We start from the raw sequence: 18,861 nt of genomic DNA, 5'->3' as shown, positions 1-18,861 counted from the left end.
TGATCGGCGTGTTCCACACCACGCGCCAGCCGATGCGCGGTTTCGTCGACAAGCTGATGTCGATGGAGGGCAAGGACGGCGTGCTCTCGCTCTCGGTCGCCCATGGCTTCCCGTGGTCCGACATCAAGGAGATGAGCAGCCGGATCATCGCCATCACCGACGGCGACAAGGCGAAGGCCGAGAAGATTGCCAAGGAACTCGGCCAGGAGTTCTTCGCCATGCGCGAAGCCACCCAGCCGCCCTACGTGACCCTGGACGCCGCCATGGCGCGGGTCAGCTCGCACAACCTGCCCAAGCCCATGGTGCTGGCCGACGTGTCGGACAATGCCGGCGGCGGTGCCGCCTCTGATTCGACCTTCATCCTCCAGGCCCTGCTCGACGGCAAGGTGAAGGACGCGGCGATCGCCATGTTCTGGGATCCCGGCGCCGTGAAGCTCGCCTTCGAAGTGGGCGAAGGCGCCGAACTGGACATCCGCCTCGGCGGCAAGCTTGGGCCGCAATCCGGTGCGCCGGTCGACGCGCGTGCCAAGGTGCTGAAGCTCGAGAAGAACGTGTTCATCCAGTTCGGCGGTGCCCGCAAGGGCACCAGCCCGATCGGCGATGCCGCCGCCCTGCAGATCGAGGGCGTGACGGTGATCGTCAACTCCACGCGCTCGCAGTGCCACAGCCTCGACTGCTTCACCAAGCTCGGCGTCGATCCCTCGACCAAGAAGGTCGTGGTCGTGAAATCGATGCAGCACTTCCATGCCGCCTATGCGCCGATCGCCAGCGAGGTGGTCTATGTTGCCGCTCCGGGCGCGCTGGTGCCGGACTGGTCGCTGCTGCCCTACACCAAGGCCGACAAGACGCAGTGGCCCTTCGTCGCCAACCCGCACGCCTGAGGCGTGCGGGGTTTCGAGGGCCTGGCGATCGGGAGCGGCGAAAAGCCCATATTTCAGGGCGTTTACAGCGCTTCGACTCATTGGTATGTTCCGCCCCGTCGCGGCCCGGGATGGCCGTTTTGTTGTTTTAGATCAACGACTTAACACCATCCCGCCCCGGCGCGAGGGCAGCGATCCATGAAGATTATCACCGGCAACAGCAACAGACCGCTGGCCGAAGCCATTTCCGCCAAACTGGCCTTACCGCTGGTCAAGGCGAATATTCGACGTTTCTCCGACAATGAGATCTTCGTCGAGATCCTGGAGAACGTGCGCGGCGAGGACGTTTTCGTCATCCAGTCGACGAGCTTCCCGGCCAACGACCATCTGATGGAACTGCTGATCACCATCGATGCCCTGCGCCGCAGCTCGGCGCGCCGCATCACCGCGGTGATCCCCTATTTCGGCTATGCACGACAGGACCGACGCACCGGTTCGCGCACGCCGATCTCGGCCAAGCTGGTCGCCAACCTGATCACCCATGCCGGCGCCCATCGCGTGCTGACGCTCGACCTGCATGCCGGCCAGATCCAGGGCTTCTTCGACATCCCGCTGGACAATCTCTATGCCGGCCCGGTGTTCTCCAAGGACATCAAGGAGACCTTCTCCAACCGCAACCTCACCGTCGTGTCGCCCGACACGGGCGGTGTTGTCCGCGCCCGCGCCATCGCCAAGCGCATCGATGCCGACCTCGCCATCATCGACAAGCGCCGCGAGGCGGCCGGCGTCAGCGAGGTCATGAACGTGATCGGCGACGTGAAGAGCCGCGACTGCATCCTGATCGACGACATCGTCGATTCGGGCGGCACGCTCTGCAATGCCGCGGTCGCCCTGATGGACCAGGGCGCCACGTCGGTCTCGGCCTATATCACGCACGGCGTGCTGTCCGGCGGCGCGGTCGCCCGCGTCGCGGCCTCGCCGATCGAGAAGATGGTGATCACCGATTCGATCATGCCCACCGAGGCGGTGCGCGTGTCGCCGAACATCCGGCCGCTCAGCATCGCGTCGCTGATGGCCGAGGCGATGCGGCGCATCACCGACGAGGCATCCGTTTCGAGCCTGTTCGACTAGGAATTTCAAGAGATCCGGCGATGGGCACCCCTGGAGGCCACGCCGCGATGACAGAGCAACCCAAGGAGAATTGAAATGGCAGAGACGACCAAAGTCGTCGCGAAGATGCGGGACCGGGCCGGCAAAGGGGGCGCCCGTTCCAGCCGTCGCGAAGGACTGATTCCCGCCGTGATCTACGGCGACAAGCAGCCGGCCGTGATGATCGCCGTCGAGCCGAAGACGATCGAGCGCGAGATTCACAAGGAAGGCTACTTCAATCACCGCATGAAGATCGCGGTCGACGGCACGGACTATGACGTCCTGCCGCGCGACGTGCAGGTCGACCCGGTGACGGACAAGCCTCTGCATCTCGACTTCCTCCGCATCGGCCCCGACTCGATCATCACCGTGCAGGTGCCCGTGCGCTTCCGCAACGAGCTGGCCTCTCCCGGCATCAAGCGCGGCGGCGTGCTGAACGTGGTCATGCACGAGGTCACGCTGCGCACCCGGGCCGATTCGATTCCGGAAATCTTCGAGGTCGACCTGACCGGCCTCGAGATCGGCCACTCGATCCACATGTCGGCTCTCAACATTCCCGAGAGCGCGCGCGTGGTGACCCGCGACAAGAACGCCACCGTGGCGTCGATCGCCGCCCCGACCGTGGCGCGCGAAGCGGCCACGACGGAAGGGGCTGCGGCCGAGGGCGCTGCCCCAGCGGCAGGCGCCGCTCCGGCGGCGGGCGCTGCGGCGGGCGGCAAGGCCGCTCCCGCCCCGGCGAAGAAGTAACGAGCGGGCGAAGGCTCCGCTCCGTCGATGCTTCTGCTGGTCGGGCTCGGCAATCCCGGGCCGCGCTATGCGGGGCACCGGCACAATGTGGGATTCATGGCGGTGGACGAGATCGTCCGCCGCCGTGTCTTCTCCCCGTGGCGTGCGCGGTTCAACGGCGAAGTGGCCGAAGGCCATCTCGGCGGCGAGCGTGTCATCGTCCTGAAACCCATGACGTTCATGAACGAGTCGAGCAAGGCCGTGGGCGAAGCCGTGCGTTTCCTCAAGGTTCCGCTCGACCGGCTGGTCGTCTTCCACGACGAACTCGACATCGCGCCCGGACGGGTGCGCATGAAGAAGGGCGGCGGCGCCGGCGGGCATAACGGCCTGCGCGACATCGACGCCCATGTCGGCAAGGATTATCGCCGCGTCCGCATCGGCATCGGCCATCCCGGCCACAAGGACCTGGTGCTGCACTGGGTGCTGCACGACTTCGAGCGCGACGAGCGCGATCCCAAGGACGGCTGGGTCCCGAAGGTGCTGCACGCGCTGGCAGAGGAAGCGGCGCTGCTGGTCGAAGGTGGCGCCAAGGCCGACGAGAAATACATGAGCCGGGTGGCGCATCTCGCGCCGCCTCCCGACCTTCCGGCCCGCCTCGACATCAAGGGCCTGGGCAGCAAAGAGTAGATCATGGGTTTCAATTGCGGAATCGTCGGCCTGCCCAATGTCGGCAAGTCGACCCTGTTCAACGCGCTGACCGCCACCCAGGCGGCGCAGGCGGCCAATTATCCGTTCTGCACCATCGAGCCGAACGTCGGACGGGTCGCCGTGCCGGACCCGCGGCTCGACAAGCTCGCGTCCATCGCGGGCTCGGGCAAGATCATCAACACCCAGCTCGAGTTCGTCGACATCGCCGGCCTGGTGAAGGGCGCGTCGCGCGGCGAGGGGCTGGGCAACCAGTTCCTCGGGAACATCCGCGAGGTCGATGCGATCGTCCACGTGCTGCGCTGCTTCGAGGATGGCGACGTCACGCACGTGAGCGGCAAGGTCGATCCGGTGAGCGACGCCGAGGTCGTCGAGACCGAGCTGATGCTAGCCGACATGGACAGCCTGGAAAAGCGCCTGCCCAATCTCGAGAAGAAGGCCAAGGGCGGCGACAAGGAAGCCGCGGCCGAGGCCCCCGTCGTGAAGAAAGCGCTGGACGCACTGCGCGACGGCAAGCCGGCCCGCGAGGCCAAGCTGACGGACGACGAGCGCGCGGTGTTCGCGCGCCTGCAGCTCATCACCGCCAAGCCGATGATGTACGTGCTGAACGTCGAGGAGAGCTCGGCCGCGACCGGCAACGAGCACAGCGCCAAGGCCGAGGCCTTCGCCAAGTCGCGCGGCATGCCGTCGGTCGTGATCTCGGCCGCCATCGAGGCCGAGGTGGCGCAGCTTCCGGCCGAGGACCAGGCCGACTACCTCTCTTCGCTTGGCCTCGAGGAGACCGGCCTCGCCCGCGTCGTGCGCGCGGGCTACGCCCTGCTCGACCTCGTGACCTTCTTCACGGTTGGCCCGAAGGAGGCCCGCGCCTGGACGGTGCGCCGCGAGGCCACGGCGCCGCAAGCCGCCGGCGTGATCCATACGGATTTCGAGAAGGGCTTCATCCGTGCCGAGACCATCGCCTTCGACGACTATGTCACGCTGAACGGCGAAGCCGGCGCCCGCGATGCCGGCAAGCTCCGGCTCGAAGGCAAGGAATACGCCGTCAAGGACGGCGATGTGTTTCATTTCAGGTTTAATGTTTAACGCGCCTGCGGCGCGTTAAACATTGGCGAGCGGCAGCGCTTGTAATCAAGCGCGAGAGCTCGCACGGCGCAGAATAGATAAGGATCCCTCGCTACGCTCGGGATGACACGGTTTCTTTGTCATCCCGAGCGTAGCGAGGGACCTTTCTCTTAAGTTCCTATCTGCCCCCCACCCTTCTTCGTGATCGCGATCACCGACGGCCGCGGCGGCATGCCGTCCGTGAAGTCGGGCCAGCGGGTCGAGGGCTTCTCGAAGGTCGAGCCGCGATCCTCGCCCGGATGCTGGATGGCGAGGAACAGCGTGCCGTCGTCCGGCGCGAAGATCGGCCCGCACACTTCGGCGCCGGTCGGCGCCTGGTAGAAGCAGCGCGTCAGCGCCCTGCCGAACCCCACCGTGTCGGCGGCATAGATCCCGTCGGCTATGCCCGCAGCCGAAGGACCGCCGTCGGTCGCGATCCAGATGCGGCCCTTGCTGTCGAAGGCGATGTTGTCGGGACAGCTCAGCCAGCCGTTCTCCGAGGTCGCGCGATGATAGCGCGCGCCGGCATCCTGCCCGGGCTTGCCGCCCATCAGGAAGATCGACCAGGTGCCCTCCGACGCCGCATGGTCGCCGTCCTTCGGCGCGATCTCGATTATGTGGCCGTGATCGTTGGGGCCACGCGGGTTGGCCTTGTCGATCTGGTCGGGCTTGCGCAGGCCGTTGTTGGTCAGCACGACATAGACCCGGCCGTTGACCGGATTGGTCTCGATGTCCTCCGGCCGATCCATCGGCGTGGGCTTCAGCAGGTCGGCGGCGAGTCGCGTCTTCACCAGCACGTCGCCCTGCGTCGCGAAGCCGTTCGCCGCCGTCAGCGGGCCCTGCCCCTGCACCAGCGGCAGCCATTCGACCTTGCCGTCGGCATTGAAGCGCGCGACGGAAAGCGTGCCTTCGTCCAGCAGGTTCTTGTTGGCTGCCCGGTCGTTGGGATTCCAAGGCTTCGAGGTAACGAAGCGATAGACATACTCGAACCGTTCGTCGTCGCCGCTGTACAGCACCACCCGGCCGTCCTTGGCCAGCGCATAGGTGCAACCCTCGTGCTTGAAGCGTCCCAGTGCGGTGCGCTTCACCGGCGGCGAGCCGGGCTCATAGGGATCGATCTCGACCACCCAGCCGAAGCGGTTGGGCTCGTTCGGCTCCTTGTCGAAGTTGAAGCGGTCGACATGCCGGCCCCAGGCGTTGGTGGCGCGCGCCACACCGTAGCGCTTGCCGAGTTCGGTGTCGGCCAGCCGCGCCGCGTCGCCGTCGAAGTAGAAGTGGAAATTCTCCTCGCAGGTCAGCCAGGTGCCCCAGGGCGTGCTGCCGCCGGCGCAGTTGCCGAAGGTGCCCAGCACTTTCGTGCCGGTGGGATCGGCCGAGGTCTTGAGCCTGTCGTTGCCGGCGGCGGGGCCCGAGATCACCATCGGGGTCGTGGCGGTAAGGCGGCGCGCGAACCGGCTGTCGGGCACGACCTTCCAGCCGGCGCCGGCGCGCGCGATCTCGATGACCGCGCCGCCGACCGACGCCATCTCGACCGCGACCTGGTCCTTCGTGGCCTTCAGCGCCGCACTGCGGCCACTGCCCAGGCCGGCGAACATCAGGTTGGGGTTGGTGTATTCGTGGTTGGCGACCATCAGGAAGCGGTCGCCGCTGCGGCTGCCGGCCGGCAACGGATAGAGGCCGAGATAGTCGTTGTTGTAGCCGAACCGCTTCTCCTGCTCGGCGGCGGTCAGCGATTTCGGATCGAAGTCCGCGCCAGCGCCGATGATCGGATCGCCCCAGCGGATCAGCACCTGCATATCGTAGCCCTCGGCGACGTGCTGCGTGCCGTCGAGCGTGTGGGCGAGTTCCTTGAAGGTGAGCGACGAGGGACCGTTGACCTGGGCCTGCGCGTCCGTGGTGGCGAACGGGCCCGCGAGCGAGGCCGCGATGCCGGCTCCCGCGAGGCCGCGCAGCGCATCGCGCCGACTGAGGCGCCGCTCGATCAGCGCGCCGATCGACGGCTCGGTGCTGGCATTCACGCCGATATCGTCGGGATCGGTGTAGTCGTCATCTCGTGCGGCGGCCATCTTGAACTCCTGGAAACGCAGGTCTGGCGTAGCGGGCAATAGTGGCGTTTCCGTTACGATCCTGCGCGCGCGACGGCGCCTTCCACAAGGACCGTCAGCAAACCGTAGCGCTCAGCCTGTAGCAGGCGGATGTCACACCTCATGAAGAGACAGACATGAAAACACATCTGCTGCTTGCGGCCTCCGCGACCGCGCTCCTGCTCGCGGCCTTCCCGGCCTCGGCCCAGACCCGGTATCCTGCCACCCTCGAAGGGCACGCCATCCTGCCGGCCATGACCCTCGTCCCCGCCCCGGCCGATGCGCCGCAGGAGCTGCAGATCTCCGGTCGCTACGCCGGCCCGGCCGGCCAGCGGGTCGACACGCCCGAGAGCGTGCAGGCTTTCTCCGCCCTCTCCGACAAGGCCGCCCCGCGCCCCACCGGCCTCAGCCTGCCGCTGAAGGGCCAGGCCGTGCAGGGCCTGTCCGGCATCAAGAACCTGAAGGACGGCACCTTCCTCACGTTGACCGACAACGGCTTCGGCTCGAAGGCGAACTCGCCCGACTCGATGCTGATGTTCCATGTGGTGAAGCCCGACTGGAAGAGCGGCGCCGTCGAGCGCGTCTCGACCACCTTCCTCAGCGATCCCGACCGCAAGGTGCCGTTCCGCATCGTCAACGAGAACACGCCCAGGCGCTACCTGACCGGCGGCGACTTCGATCTCGAGTCGGTGCAGCCGATCGGCGATTTCCTGTACTTCGGCGAGGAGTTCGGCCCCTACCTGATCAAGACCGACAAGAGCGGCAAGGTCCTGCAGATCTTCGAGACCAAGGTCGACGGCAAGGTCGTGCGCTCGCCGGACCATCCCGCGATGACGATGCCGGGCGCGCCCGGCCCGGTGAAGTTCGAGGTCCGGCGCAGCAAGGGCTTCGAAGGCATGGCGGCATCGCCCGACGGCAAGTTCCTCTATCCGCTGCTCGAAGGCCCGCTGCTGACCGCGTCCGGCGAACCCGAGGCCAAGGACGGCAAGCGCTTCCTGCGCATCCTCGAGTTCGATGTGGCCAAGGGCGAGTACACGGGCAGGAGCTTCAAGTACACGCTCGAGGCGCCGGCCAACGCCATCGGCGACTTCAACCTGATCGACGCCAGCACCGGCCTGATCATCGAGCGCGACGACACCGAGGGCGACGCCGCCCAGGCGTGCAAGGACGGCGCGGTGAAGGCCGACTGCTTCAACGCGCCGGCGAAGTTCAAGCGCATCTACAAGATCGACCTCGGCCAGGCCGACGTCGACGGCTTCGTGAAGAAGGTGGGCTACATCGACCTGATGGACATCCAGGATCCGAACAAGGTCGCCCGCGCGGGGGCCAAGGACGGCAAGTTCACCTTCCCGTTCTTCACCATCGAGAATGTCGACCTGGTCGACGCCGACCACATCATCGTCGGCAACGACAACAACCTGCCCTTCTCGTCGGGCCGCGCGCTGGGCAAGTCCGACGACAACGAGCTGATCCTCCTGAAGGTCACCGACCTCCTGAAGGCGAAGTAGCTACTCGGTCACGTCGAGCGCCACCTTCTCGCGCTTCTTGCGGAGCGCGGGAAGGAGCGGCGCGATCAACAGGAAGACCGCGATCGCGAGGCAGGCGACGGAGATCGGCCGCACGACGAAGATCTCGAACGATCCCTGGCTCAGGATCAGCGACTTGCGCAGGTTGTTCTCGAGCATCGGCCCGAGCACGAAGGCCAGCACCAGCGGCGCCGCCTCGTAGCCGAACTTGCGCATGAGATAGCCCAGCAGGCCGGTGCCGATCATGACGAACACGTCGAACACGGCGTTGCCCGAGGCGAAGACGCCGACGATGCAGAACATTAGGATCAGCGGGAACAGGATCCTGTAAGGCGCCTTCAGGACCTGAACCCACATGCCGATCAACGGCATGTTCAGCACCAGCAGCATGATGTTGCCGACATACATGCTGGCGACGATGCCCCAGAAGACCTTGGGGTTCTGGCTCATCATCAGTGGTCCGGGCTGCAGCCCGTGGATGACGAAGGCCCCCAGCAGCAGCGCCATGATGACGTTGGGCGGGATGCCGAGCGTCATCAGCGGGATGAAGGCGCCGCCCGCCGCCGCATTGTTGGCGGCCTCGGGTCCCGCGACGCCCTCGATCGCGCCCTTGCCGAAGCGCTCGGGCGTGCGCGACAGCTTCTTCTCCATGGCATAGGACGCGAAGGAGGCGATCACCGCGCCGCCGCCCGGCAGCACGCCCAGCAGGAAGCCGAGCAGCGTGCCGCGGCCGACCGGGCCGGCGCTCGCCTTCAGGTCCTCGCGCGAGGGCCACAGGCTGCCGATCCGCGATTGCACGATGTCGCGGCGGATCTGCTGCTCGATGTTCGCCAGGATCTCGGCCACGCCGAACAGGCCCATCACGACCGGCACCAGGCCGATTCCGTCGACCAGTTCGAGACGGTCGAAGGTGAGGCGCGGCATGGCGGTGATCTGATCGAGGCCGATCAGGCCGACCACGACGCCGACCGCCGCCATCAACAGCGCCTTGGCCATCGAGCCCTGCGTGAGGAACGACAGGATGGTGAGGCCAAGGACCATCAGGCTGAAATATTCCGGCGGGCCGAAGGCCACGGCGACCTGGGCCAGCATCGGCGCCACCAGCATCAGGGCGACGATCGCGAAGGTGCCGGCGACGAACGATCCCAGCGCGGAGATGCCGAGCGCCGGGCCGGCCCGGCCGCGCTTGGCCATCTCGTGCCCGTCGATGCAGGTGACGACCGAAGCGGCCTCGCCCGGGATGTTCACCAGCACCGCGGTGGTCGAGCCGCCATACATCGAGCCGTAGTAGATGCCGGCCATCATGATGATGCCCGACTCGGGCGAGCCGGAGAGCGTGACCGGCAGCAGGAGCGACATGGCCGAGATCGGTCCGATGCCCGGCAGCACGCCGACCAGCGTGCCGATGAACACGCCGATGAAGCAGTAGAGGAGATTGACCGGGTCGAAGGCGACCGCGAATCCCTGGTAGAGACCGGAAAGCACGTCCATCGCGTCAGCCTGCCAGCCAGGAGAGATAGGGAACGTCTTCGAGCCAGCTTCCCTTGGGGAGCTGCACCAGCAGGACCTTTTCCAGCACGTACCAGACGCCGACCGATGCGGCCAAGGAGATCGGAATCGAGAGCTTGGGCTCGACCGGATCGACGAAGGTCATCAGGAAGAGCAGCAGCGCCAGGCTGCAGAGCACGAAGCCCAGCTTCTGGAACAGGATGCCAAAGACGATCAGCGCGACGATCACCATCACGACGTTGCGCCACCGCGCCCCGCGCCAGAGATCCGCCAGCAGCGGCCCCTCGCCCCGCGCGCCGGCGACGGTGATCGACAGCGACAGGGCCGACATGAAGAGACCGAGCCAGAAGAAGACGAAGCCCGAGCCCGGCTCATGCAGGGTGCCCAGTTCGAGCAGCCAGCCCTGCCAGGTGACGAACACGCCGACACCCAGCCAGAAAAGGCCTCCCCAGAATTCAGCGCGACGCAGCATGCTCAGCTCTTCTTGGCGAGCCCGAGCTGGTCCACGACCTCGCGCTGCTCGTCATATTGCTGCTTGGCGAACCGGGCGTAGTCCGCCGTGTTCATGTAGCGCTTGGGATAGTCGTACTTGGCCATCAGTTCGACCACCTTGGGATCGTCGAGCGCGGCCTTGAAGGCGTCGTGCAGCTTCTGCACCACGGCCGGATCCATGCCCTTCGGACCGGCGAGCCCGAACGGCGAGTCGAGCGTGAGATTGTAGCCCAGCTCCTTCAAGGTCGGCGCGTCGGGCCAGCGCGGGCTGCGCTCCTGCGTCCAGATGCAGAGCAGGCGGAACTTGCCGGCATCGACCAGTGGCGCCCAGCCGGTTGCGTCGGCGTCGGCCATGACATGGCCGCCTTCCAGCGCCGCCCAGCCCTCGGGCCCGCCCTTGAAGGGCACATGGGTGAACTTCACGCCGGCCTTGTGGGCGATCTGCTCCATGCCGACGTGCAGCGAGCTGCCGGCGCCCGGTGTCGCATAGGTGAACTTGCCCGGGTTGGCCTTGGCGAAGGCGATGACGTCCTGGAAGGTCTTGAATTGCGAGTCCGCCCGCACGACCACGCCGAACGTGTAGGCCGAGGTGTGGAGGATCCAGGTGAAATCCTTCATCGGATCGTACGGCGTCTTCTGCATGTGCGGCAGACGGAAGATCGTCACCGGCATCTGCGCGATCGTGTAGCCATCCGGCTTGGCGGTCGCGGCCATGCTGGCGGGGCCGCTGGTTCCCGAGCCGCCGGTGCGGTTGTCGATCACCACCGGCTGGCCGAGGATCTTGGCCGCGGCGTCGCCCAGGGCGCGATGCCAGACGTCGACGCCGCTGCCGGCCGGCCACGGCATGATCAGCGTGATCGGCTTGTTGGGAAAATCCTTGGCCCCCTGGGCATACCCGATCGCGGGCGCAAGAGCGGCGGACGCAACCGCCCCCGACGCCGCGATGAACGAACGACGACGCATGAACTCCTCCCTCTTCAGTCCGGCCACGGTTGTCCCGGGCGTATTAGCTCTTGGCGGCGAGGCCGAGCTTCTCCAGCGCCGCCTTCTCCTCGGCGTAGAGCTGGCGGGCGAACTTGTCGTAGGCGGCGGCCGGCATGTAGCGCGGCGACATGTCGTACTTCTCCAGGGTCGCGATGACGTCCTTGTCCTCGAGCGCGACCTTGAACGCCTCATCGAGCTTCTTCACCACCGCCGGGTCCATGCCCTTCGGTCCGCCCATGCCGAACGGCGAGTCGAACACCATGTCGAAGCCCAGATCCTTCAGCGTCGGCACGTCGGGCCAGTTCTTGGTGCGCTTCTCGGTCCACACGCAGAGCAGGCGGAGCTGGCCTGCGTCGACCAGCGGCTTCCAGCCCGTGGAGTCGGCCTGCAGGGTCGTGTGCTTGCCGAGTACGGCGGCGTTGGTTTCCGCACCGCCCTTGAACGGCACCTGCGTCCACTTGATTCCGGCCTGGGCGGCGATGCGCTCCATGCCGATGTGCAGCGAGGTGCCGGCGCCCGGCGTGCCATAGGTCACCTTGCCGGGATTGGCCTTGGCGTATTCGATCACGTCCTTGAAGGTCTTGTAGGGCTGGTCGGCCGCCGTCGTGACGCCGAACGTGTAGCCGCTGAGATGCGAGACGTAGGTAAAGTCCTTCAACGGATCGAACGCCGTCTTCTGCATCACCGGCAGACGGAACACGGAGATCGGCAGCTGGGACAGCGTGTAGCCGTCGGGCCGCGCGGTGGCGGCCATCGTGGCCGGCCCCAGCGTGCCGGAGGCGCCGCCCTTGTTGTCGATCTGGAAGGGCTGGCCCAGCACCTTGCCGGCCCGCTCGCACATGGCGCGCAGCGTGATGTCGCTCGATCCGCCGGCGGGCCACGGGACGATGAAGGTGATCGGCTTGCTGGGATAGGTCTGGGCGCGGGCCGCCGGCAGGTACAGCGGCATGCCGACGCCGGCAGCGATCACGGTTCCCAGACCACGCTTCACGAGACCACGACGACGGATCGTCATCTTGTTTCCTCCCTTTGATTGGCGAGGAAATTGGCCGATGGTTCAGTCGATGTAAAGCAATTGCATCGGCTGCGTCATCACAGCATGCGCCTCATCCATCGTGCCGTCGACTGCGCGTCCTGGTTGTCGCTTTCTTCGAGTTTTTCGATCACGCGCTGCCGGTCCTCGACGTCGCGGTTTTGGCTCAGCTTGATCTTGGTCTGCAGGCGCGCGATCGGCATGCGCAAGGCGACGATGCCTCGGGTCTGGGCCTCGGCATTACCCGGCGGCAGGCGATCCAGTCCCCAGGACGACGCATCCGTCCCTTCATAGGCGGCCGCGAGCTTCGCGAGCACGTCGAGCGCGCCCTCAGTGTCCTCGACGATCTGCGGGCGGCCGTAGGCATGCACGGTGACGTAGTTCCAGGTCGGCACCTTGGGGCCCGGCGTGTACCAGGTCGGCGAGACATAGGCATGCGGTCCCCAGAACAGGGCCAGCGACTCCGCCGGCCGCTCGAACAGCTTCCAGTGCGGATTGGCGCGCGCGATATGGCCGATCAGCGAACCGTGTTCGCTGCCGTCGTCCTGCCAGAGCAGCGACAGGTGGGTGGCGAAGGGCGCGCCGGCCTCGTCGGTCGTCATGAGCAACGCCCAGCTATGGGCCTGCATGACCTCGCGGCCGACGGTTTCATCGCCTGCGAAATGCTTCGGAAGATACATGGTGCAGATTCCTTGAACGGCGCGGGCTTACCATGGTCCAATACCGTTCACACAGGGAGGATTATTCATGGGCGAAGATATCCGTCTTAAGTCTGCCGCCGGCGAGATCGGCGCTTACCTCGCCACCCCGGCCGGCACGCCGAAGGGCGGCATCGTGGTCATCCAGGAGATTTTCGGCGTCAACCACCACATCCGCGGCGTGACCGACAAGTTCGCAGCCGAGGGCTACCTCGCCCTGGCGCCGTGCTTCTTCGACCACATCAAGCCCGGCATCGAGCTCGGCTATACGCCGGACACGATCGCCGAGGGCCGCGGCTACGTCATGACGCCGGGCTTCACCGACAAGGCCGTGCAGGACGTCCAGGCGGCGATGGACGAGCTGAAGAAGCGCGGCGTGAAGAAGGTCGGCGTGACCGGCTATTGCTGGGGCGGCACGATCAGCTGGCTGGCCGCGACCCGGCTCAAGCCGGATGCGGTGTCCGCCTACTACGGCGGCGGCATCCATGGCGCCAGGAACGAGAAGCCGACCGTGCCGACCCAGATGCATTTCGGCGACAAGGACATGCATATCCCGATGGCGCATGTGAACGAGCTGCGCGCGCTGCATCCCACCGTCGAGATCTTCGACTATCCGGCCGATCACGGGTTCCATTGCGACGAGCGTGGCAGCTGGGACGCCGCCGCCTCGAAGAAGGCGATGGAGCGCACGCTCGAATTCATGGCCAAGCACGTCGGCTGACGCACGAGGCCGTTCCCGCCACCATTGTCATCCCGAGCGCCAGCGAGGGACCTTTCAGGGCATCGCCAAGGGTCCCTCGCTGCGCTCGGGATGACAGGATTTTCGTTACCGAGAAATGCCCGCCAAACGTCCCTCCAAGAAATCATTCACCCCCGACGCGCGCGGCCCCCTGAACGGGGTCCGCGTCGTCGACCTGTCGCGACTGGTGGCCGGCAACGTGCTGACCCTGCAGCTTGCGGACTTCGGGGCCGAGGTCATCAAGATCGAGCCGCCCGAGGGCGACACGTTGCGTTCGTGGCGCGTCAAGGGCGTCGAGACCGCCTGGAAGGTTTACAGCCGCAACAAGAAGAGCGTGGCGCTCGACCTGCGCTCCGATGCCGGCCGCACCATCGTGCGCGAGCTGGCGAAGACCGCCGCCATCCTGGTCGAGAGCTTCCGGCCGGGCGTCATGGAAGACATGGGCCTGTCGCCCGCCGAGCTGCACGCGATCAATCCGAAGCTGGTGATCGTGCGCATTTCCGGCTGGGGCCAGGACGGACGCTATCGCCACAAGCCGGGCTTCGGCACGCTGATCGAGGGCTATAGCGGCTTCGCCTCGATGAACGGTTTCGCCGACCGCGAGCCGGTGCTGCCGCCCATGTACCTCGCCGACTGCATGGCCGCCCTGAACGGCTACGGTGCCGTGATGGTGGCGTTGCGCGAGGTCGAGATGAACGGCGGCAACGGCCAGGTGCTCGACCTGCCGCTGTTCGATCCGCTGTTCTCGATGCTGGGTCCGCAGGCGGCCAACCACAGGCTGACCGGCGAGGTGAAGGTGCGCACCGGCAGCCGCTCGACCAATGCGGCGCCCCGCAACGTCTACCAGACGAAGGACGGAAGCTGGGTCTGCCTCTCGGCCTCGACGCAGGGCATGGCGATGCGCGTGCTCGCCAAGATCGGCCGGCCGGAGCTGATGGAGGATCCGCGCTTCTCGACCAACATCGAGCGCGTACGCAACGGGGTCGAGCTCGACCGCATCATCGGCGAGTTCATCGGCGCGCGCGATCTCGACGAGAACCTGCGCTATTTCGACGAGGCCGGCGTCACCATCGGCCCGGTCTACGACATCTCGCAGATCGTACAGGACGACTATGTGCTGGAACGCGAATCGCTGATCGAGATCGACGACGCGGACATGGGCGAAATCCCGACCCATCCGGTCGTGCCGCGCATGTCCGGCACACCGGGCGCGCTGAAGAGCGCGGCGCCCCGGGTCGGCGAGCACAACGAGGCCCTGCTGAAGCCGATGCTGGGCGCGGCGGAGTACGACAAGCTGTGCGCGTCGGGCGCGATCTCCGACGGCACGAACCCGGGAAAGAAGAAGAAGTGAACCGACCTGTTCCGCCCGTCTGGCGCTCGATCCTCTACGTTCCCGGCAACGTCCCGAAGTTCATCGACAAGGCCCACGAGCGGGGCGCCGACTGCGTTCTGGTCGACCTGGAGGACAGCGTGCAGCCGGCGCAGAAGCCGGACGCCCGCGCGATGCTGCCGGAGACCATGAAGAAGGTGGCGCGCGGCGGCGCCGACGTCGCCGTGCGCATCAACCGGCCACTGCGCCTGGCGATCCCCGACATCGAGGCGGCGGTGCGGCCTGGCCTCTCTGCGCTGTTCGTCACCAAGACCGAGGGCGTGCAGCATCTGCGCCTGCTCGACGAGGTGGTGACGGAGTTCGAGCGGGAGCGCGGCATGCCGGTGGGAAGCGTGGGCTTCGCCGCCATGATCGAGCATCCCCGCGCCCTCACCGAACTGAACGACATCGCCGAGCGCGGCCCCCGCGTCATCGCCATGATGCTCGGCGGTGAGGATTTCGCGCTGGAGACCGGCTCGGTGCCCGGGGACGAGACGCTGGAACTGCCCAAGCGCATGGTGGCCTTCGCGGCCCAGGCGCATGGGGTGTCGGCGTTCGGCATCCTGGGAACCGTCGCCGACTATTCCGACCCCGCTGCCTACAGGAAGAGCGCCGAGCGGGCGCGGCGCTTCGGCTTCTCCGGCGGCACCTGCATCCATCCCGGCCTGGTCGCCGCGCTCAACGAGCGCCTTCACGCCGACGGCGGACGACGTCGCCTATGCGCGGAAGCTGATCGCGGCCGACGAAAAAGCCGCGGCTGAGGGCCGCGGCTCGTTCTCGGTGGATGGCAAGATGATCGACATCCCGGTGATCGATCGCGCCCGCCGTCTGATCCAGCGATACGACGCGATCGAACGGCGTCTCAAGCGATAGAGTCTTTCCGTCTCGGCTTGACCCATTCCCCCTCATCCTGAGGAGCGCCGCGAAGCGGCGCGTCTCGAAGGATGGGCAACAGACGCGGTGCTCGTGCCCATGCTTCGAGACGCGCTCCTGCGGAGCGCTCCTCAGCATGAGGTTGGTGTTTGGATGGGCGACTGATCTAGCGCCGGAAGGCAGGGGGTCTTTCCGACCTAGATCGGGCCGGTCGCCCCCCATTGCTTCCCCATTCATATGGGGAAGTGCCCCGTCATACGGGGCGATGGGGTCATGGGCTTCGCAACGCCATGACCCCTCCGTCGGCGATTACGTCACCGCCTCCCCATTTGAATGGGGAGGAAGTGGCTCTAACGCTTTTGCGTCAGTGCTTGTCGGCCCAGACCGTGCGCTTCACGGCGTACATCAGGCCGGCCAGCGCCAGGAGGAACAGGATGACCCGCACGCCGGTGCGCTTGCGGTCTTCCATGTGCGGCTCGGACGCCCAGGCCAGAAACTCGACGACGTCGGAGGCTTCCTGGTCGAGCGTGGCCTTGGTGCCGTCGGCGAAGGTCACCTTGTCGTCGCTGAGCGGCGGCGCCATGGCGATCTTGTGGCCCGGGAAGTACTTGTTGAAGTTGTCGTCCTTCTTGACGTCGAACTCCTTGATCTGCTCCGGCGTCAGCTTGTCGTACGGCACGTAGCCCGTGAGGATGCCGTAGATGTAGTCGGGACCGAACTCGCGGGCCTTGACGATGACGCTGAGGTCGGGCGGCGCCTTGCCGTTGTTGGCGGCGGCCGCGGCGGCCTCGTTCGGGAACGGCTTCTTGAAGCGGTCGGACGGGCGGGCGGGCCGGTCGACCGGCGCGCCGTCGTCGTTGAGATCGGAGACGGAGATGTCCTTGATCAGGCCCTTCACCTGGTTCTCGGTCAGGCCGAGTTCGGTCAGGTTGCGATAGGACATCAGCGACAGCGAATGGCAGGCGGCGCAGACTTCCTGATAAACTTGGAAGCCACGCTGGGCGGCGGCGCGATCGAACGTGCCGAACGGTCCCTGGAAGTGCCAGTGCTTGTGCGGCGGATGCTCGCCGCCGGCCGCGATGGCGACGGTGCCGGTGGCGAGGGCCGCGAGCGCGATGGCGCCGGAGACCAGGAGATTGCGGGCGAAAGGCTTGCGCATGGCTCTTAGACCGCCTTCTTCTTGAGCACCGAGTCGGCGATGCTGGCAGGCAATGGCAACGGCCGTTCGATCTTGCCCAGGATCGGCAGCAGGACGAGGAAGTGGGCGAAGTAGTACAGCGTCGCGAGCTGCGACAGCGGCACCCAGAAGCCTTCCGGCGGCTTGGAACCGCAGATGCCCAGGACGATCACGTCGACCACCAGGAACATCATGAACCACTTGTAGATCGGCCGGAACGTGCAGGACCGGACACGCGAGGTGTCGAGCCACGGCAGGATGAACAGCACCGCGATGGCGCCGAACATCGCCAGCACGCCGCCGAGCTTGTCGGGGATGGCGCGCAGGATCGCGTAGAACGGCAGGAAGTACCATTCCGGCACGATGTGGGCCGGCGTGACCAGCGGGTTGGCCGGGATGTAGTTGTCCGGATGACCCATGTAGTCGGGCGCGAAGAAGACGAACACGGCGTAGACGATCAGGAAGCAGATGACGCCGAAACCGTCCTTCATCGTGTAGTACGGATGGAAGGGAACGGTGTCCTGCGGGCCCTTCGGATCGATGCCGGTCGGGTTGTTCGAGCCGTGGATGTGCAGCGCGACGACGTGCAGCGCCACGACCGCCACGATGACGAACGGCAGCAGGTAGTGCAGGGCGAAGAAGCGGTTGAGCGTCGGGTTGTCGACGGCGAAGCCGCCCCACAGCCAGGTGACGATCGATTCGCCGACCACCGGAAGCGCCGAGAACAGGTTGGTGATGACGGTGGCGCCCCAGAAGCTCATCTGGCCCCACGGCAGCACGTAGCCCATGAACGCCGTCGCCATCATCAGCAGGAAGATGACCACGCCCAGGATCCACAGCAGTTCGCGCGGCGCCTTGTAGGAGCCGTAGTACATGCCGCGGAAGATGTGGATGTAGACGGCGATGAAGAAGAACGAGGCGCCGTTCATGTGCAGGTCGCGGATCAGCCAGCCCTGCGGCACGTCGCGGTCGATGCGCTCGACCGAGTCGAAGGCCATCAGCACGTGCGGCGTGTAGTTGGTCGCGAGCACGATGCCGGTGGCGATCATGAGGACCAGCATCACCGTGGCGATCGCGCCGAAGTTCCAGAAGTAGTTGAAATTCCGAGGCGTCGGGAACGTGTGATATTCCTTCTCGATGTACGAGAAGATCGGCAGGCGGTAATCGATCCAGGCGATCACCTTGTTATTGAAGACCGGCGGCGTGCCGTGTGACGAGGCCATTCTGGAACTCCAGCGAGATCTGAGGCGGACGACCTGGGTCGATCAGCCGATGCGAACGAGCGAGTCGGAAGTGAACAGGTAGTCCGGGATCACGAGATTCTTCGGCGCCGGTCCTTTGCGGATGCGGCCCGACGTATCGTAGCTCGAGCCGTGGCAGGGGCAGAACCAGCCGCCGAACTCGCCCTTCGGGTCGCCCGGCTTGTTGCCGAGCGGCACGCAACCCAGATGGGTGCAGACGCCGATCATGATCAGCCATTCCGGCCGTACCTTCTTGGCGGTGTCGGTGACACGCGCATTGTCGGTCTGCGGATCGGGCAGCTGTGACATCGGCACAGCCTCGGCTTCCTTGATCTCGGCCTCGGTGCGGTGGCGGATGAACACCGGCTTGCCGCGCCACTTCACGGTGACCGCCTGGCCGACCGCGATCGGCGTGACGTTCACCTCGATGGTCGACAGGGCCAGCGTATCCGCGGCGGGATTGAGATTGTTGATGAAGGGCCACGCGACGGCCGCCGCGCCGACGGCGCCAAGAGCCCCCGTCGCGACCATCAGGAAGTCGCGCCGAGTCGGTTCGCCGTGCCCGTGTACCGGTGTGCTTGAAGCAGCCATGATT

General features: G+C 66.2%; 18 protein-coding genes. 9 read left to right on the top strand and 9 right to left on the bottom strand.

Annotated elements, in window-relative coordinates; all coding sequences use genetic code 11:
- The 5 genes from Q0Q48_RS05510 to ychF form a co-directional block, all read left to right on the top strand.
- Positions 1-881 (top strand): MlrC C-terminal domain-containing protein (locus tag Q0Q48_RS05510; RefSeq protein ID WP_295135185.1); only part of this gene is annotated, 881 nt, incomplete at its 5' end.
- A 177-nt stretch (positions 882-1,058) separates the two neighbouring features.
- Entirely contained in the window at positions 1,059-1,991 is a 933-nt protein-coding gene (locus Q0Q48_RS05505) for a ribose-phosphate pyrophosphokinase (protein ID WP_295135182.1), read from the top strand.
- Positions 1,992-2,066: 75 nt separating this feature from the next.
- Entirely contained in the window at positions 2,067-2,756 is a 690-nt protein-coding gene (locus Q0Q48_RS05500; protein WP_295135180.1) for a 50S ribosomal protein L25/general stress protein Ctc, read from the top strand.
- Positions 2,757-2,783: 27 nt separating this feature from the next.
- Entirely contained in the window at positions 2,784-3,422 is a 639-nt protein-coding gene (pth, locus tag Q0Q48_RS05495; protein ID WP_295135177.1) for an aminoacyl-tRNA hydrolase, read from the top strand.
- Between the two features lie 3 nt (positions 3,423-3,425).
- Positions 3,426-4,523, top strand: coding sequence for a redox-regulated ATPase YchF (gene ychF / locus Q0Q48_RS05490; RefSeq protein ID WP_295135174.1), 1,098 nt, complete (start codon positions 3,426-3,428; stop codon positions 4,521-4,523).
- Positions 4,524-4,672: 149 nt separating this feature from the next.
- Here the strand turns inward: ychF and Q0Q48_RS05485 are convergent, their stop codons facing one another.
- Positions 4,673-6,607 (bottom strand): PhoX family phosphatase, encoded by a 1,935-nt coding sequence (locus tag Q0Q48_RS05485; RefSeq protein ID WP_295135171.1) that lies wholly within the window; start codon positions 6,605-6,607, stop codon positions 4,673-4,675.
- Between the two features lie 155 nt (positions 6,608-6,762).
- Between Q0Q48_RS05485 and Q0Q48_RS05480 the strand changes: the two genes are divergently transcribed.
- On the top strand, positions 6,763-8,133 hold the full coding sequence (locus Q0Q48_RS05480; protein ID WP_295135169.1) for an esterase-like activity of phytase family protein: 1,371 nt from the start codon (positions 6,763-6,765) through the stop codon (positions 8,131-8,133).
- On the opposite strand, the gene Q0Q48_RS05475 is transcribed toward Q0Q48_RS05480, so the two are convergent.
- The 5 genes from Q0Q48_RS05475 to Q0Q48_RS05455 form a co-directional block, all read right to left on the bottom strand.
- Entirely contained in the window at positions 8,134-9,642 is a 1,509-nt protein-coding gene (locus tag Q0Q48_RS05475; protein ID WP_295135166.1) for a tripartite tricarboxylate transporter permease, read from the bottom strand.
- Between the two features lie 4 nt (positions 9,643-9,646).
- Positions 9,647-10,132 carry a tripartite tricarboxylate transporter TctB family protein gene (locus Q0Q48_RS05470; RefSeq protein WP_295135164.1) on the bottom strand — a complete coding sequence of 162 codons (486 nt, stop codon included), beginning with the start codon at positions 10,130-10,132 and terminating at the stop codon, positions 9,647-9,649.
- Positions 10,133-10,134: 2 nt separating this feature from the next.
- Complete coding sequence (locus Q0Q48_RS05465) at positions 10,135-11,115, bottom strand: tripartite tricarboxylate transporter substrate binding protein (RefSeq protein ID WP_295135161.1); 981 nt, start codon at positions 11,113-11,115, stop codon at positions 10,135-10,137.
- 43 nt (positions 11,116-11,158) lie between these two features.
- On the bottom strand, positions 11,159-12,085 hold the full coding sequence (locus tag Q0Q48_RS05460; protein WP_295135223.1) for a tripartite tricarboxylate transporter substrate binding protein: 927 nt from the start codon (positions 12,083-12,085) through the stop codon (positions 11,159-11,161).
- A 143-nt stretch (positions 12,086-12,228) separates the two neighbouring features.
- On the bottom strand, positions 12,229-12,849 hold the full coding sequence (locus tag Q0Q48_RS05455) for an FMN-binding negative transcriptional regulator (protein WP_295135158.1): 621 nt from the start codon (positions 12,847-12,849) through the stop codon (positions 12,229-12,231).
- Positions 12,850-12,916: 67 nt separating this feature from the next.
- Here Q0Q48_RS05455 and Q0Q48_RS05450 point away from each other — a divergent pair, with 67 nt between their 5' ends.
- The 3 genes from Q0Q48_RS05450 to Q0Q48_RS05440 all read left to right on the top strand — a co-directional run bounded on the left by Q0Q48_RS05450 (position 12,917) and on the right by Q0Q48_RS05440 (position 15,736).
- The gene (locus Q0Q48_RS05450) at positions 12,917-13,588 is read left to right on the top strand and encodes a dienelactone hydrolase family protein (RefSeq protein ID WP_295135155.1); all 672 of its coding nucleotides are present in this window, start codon (positions 12,917-12,919) and stop codon (positions 13,586-13,588) included.
- Between the two features lie 115 nt (positions 13,589-13,703).
- Entirely contained in the window at positions 13,704-14,957 is a 1,254-nt protein-coding gene (locus Q0Q48_RS05445; RefSeq protein WP_295135152.1) for a CoA transferase, read from the top strand.
- Complete coding sequence (locus tag Q0Q48_RS05440; RefSeq protein ID WP_295135149.1) at positions 14,954-15,736, top strand: aldolase/citrate lyase family protein; 783 nt, start codon at positions 14,954-14,956, stop codon at positions 15,734-15,736. The genes Q0Q48_RS05445 and Q0Q48_RS05440 overlap by 4 nt, the downstream gene beginning before the upstream one ends.
- A 476-nt stretch (positions 15,737-16,212) precedes the next feature.
- On the opposite strand, the gene Q0Q48_RS05435 is transcribed toward Q0Q48_RS05440, so the two are convergent.
- From Q0Q48_RS05435 to petA, 3 genes are read right to left on the bottom strand one after another with little or no spacing between them, the layout of a single operon-like run.
- Positions 16,213-17,007 carry a cytochrome c1 gene (locus tag Q0Q48_RS05435; protein WP_295135146.1) on the bottom strand — a complete coding sequence of 265 codons (795 nt, stop codon included), beginning with the start codon at positions 17,005-17,007 and terminating at the stop codon, positions 16,213-16,215.
- A 5-nt stretch (positions 17,008-17,012) separates the two neighbouring features.
- A complete protein-coding gene (locus Q0Q48_RS05430; protein ID WP_295135143.1) occupies positions 17,013-18,248 on the bottom strand; it encodes a cytochrome b N-terminal domain-containing protein in 1,236 nt (411 codons plus the stop codon).
- Between the two features lie 42 nt (positions 18,249-18,290).
- A complete protein-coding gene (petA, locus tag Q0Q48_RS05425; protein ID WP_295135140.1) occupies positions 18,291-18,857 on the bottom strand; it encodes a ubiquinol-cytochrome c reductase iron-sulfur subunit in 567 nt (188 codons plus the stop codon).
- Positions 18,858-18,861 lie beyond the last annotated feature (4 nt).

This window comes from uncultured Reyranella sp., from assembly GCF_945957355.1.
Taxonomy (GTDB): domain Bacteria; phylum Pseudomonadota; class Alphaproteobacteria; order Reyranellales; family Reyranellaceae; genus Reyranella.
The sequence above is the reverse complement of the archived record's forward strand: the minus strand, read 5'-3'. Positions and strand labels throughout refer to the sequence as shown.

What these genes read in the sequence shown, in the direction of transcription:
- Q0Q48_RS05450 (WP_295135155.1), top strand. Translation starts at nt 12,917, where the DNA reads ATGGGCGAAGATATCCGTCTTAAGTCTGCCGCCGGCGAGATCGGCGCT.
- Q0Q48_RS05465 (WP_295135161.1), bottom strand. Translation starts at nt 11,115, where the DNA reads ATGCGTCGTCGTTCGTTCATCGCGGCGTCGGGGGCGGTTGCGTCCGCC.
- Q0Q48_RS05485 (WP_295135171.1), bottom strand. Translation starts at nt 6,607, where the DNA reads ATGGCCGCCGCACGAGATGACGACTACACCGATCCCGACGATATCGGC.
- Q0Q48_RS05505 (WP_295135182.1), top strand. Translation starts at nt 1,059, where the DNA reads ATGAAGATTATCACCGGCAACAGCAACAGACCGCTGGCCGAAGCCATT.
- Q0Q48_RS05445 (WP_295135152.1), top strand. Translation starts at nt 13,704, where the DNA reads ATGCCCGCCAAACGTCCCTCCAAGAAATCATTCACCCCCGACGCGCGC.
- Q0Q48_RS05430 (WP_295135143.1), bottom strand. Translation starts at nt 18,248, where the DNA reads ATGGCCTCGTCACACGGCACGCCGCCGGTCTTCAATAACAAGGTGATC.
- ychF (WP_295135174.1), top strand. Translation starts at nt 3,426, where the DNA reads ATGGGTTTCAATTGCGGAATCGTCGGCCTGCCCAATGTCGGCAAGTCG.
- Q0Q48_RS05455 (WP_295135158.1), bottom strand. Translation starts at nt 12,849, where the DNA reads ATGTATCTTCCGAAGCATTTCGCAGGCGATGAAACCGTCGGCCGCGAG.
- Q0Q48_RS05460 (WP_295135223.1), bottom strand. Translation starts at nt 12,085, where the DNA reads ATGCCGCTGTACCTGCCGGCGGCCCGCGCCCAGACCTATCCCAGCAAG.
- petA (WP_295135140.1), bottom strand. Translation starts at nt 18,857, where the DNA reads ATGGCTGCTTCAAGCACACCGGTACACGGGCACGGCGAACCGACTCGG.
- Q0Q48_RS05475 (WP_295135166.1), bottom strand. Translation starts at nt 9,642, where the DNA reads ATGGACGTGCTTTCCGGTCTCTACCAGGGATTCGCGGTCGCCTTCGAC.
- pth (WP_295135177.1), top strand. Translation starts at nt 2,784, where the DNA reads ATGCTTCTGCTGGTCGGGCTCGGCAATCCCGGGCCGCGCTATGCGGGG.
- Q0Q48_RS05500 (WP_295135180.1), top strand. Translation starts at nt 2,067, where the DNA reads ATGGCAGAGACGACCAAAGTCGTCGCGAAGATGCGGGACCGGGCCGGC.
- Q0Q48_RS05435 (WP_295135146.1), bottom strand. Translation starts at nt 17,007, where the DNA reads ATGCGCAAGCCTTTCGCCCGCAATCTCCTGGTCTCCGGCGCCATCGCG.
- Q0Q48_RS05470 (WP_295135164.1), bottom strand. Translation starts at nt 10,132, where the DNA reads ATGCTGCGTCGCGCTGAATTCTGGGGAGGCCTTTTCTGGCTGGGTGTC.
- Q0Q48_RS05480 (WP_295135169.1), top strand. Translation starts at nt 6,763, where the DNA reads ATGAAAACACATCTGCTGCTTGCGGCCTCCGCGACCGCGCTCCTGCTC.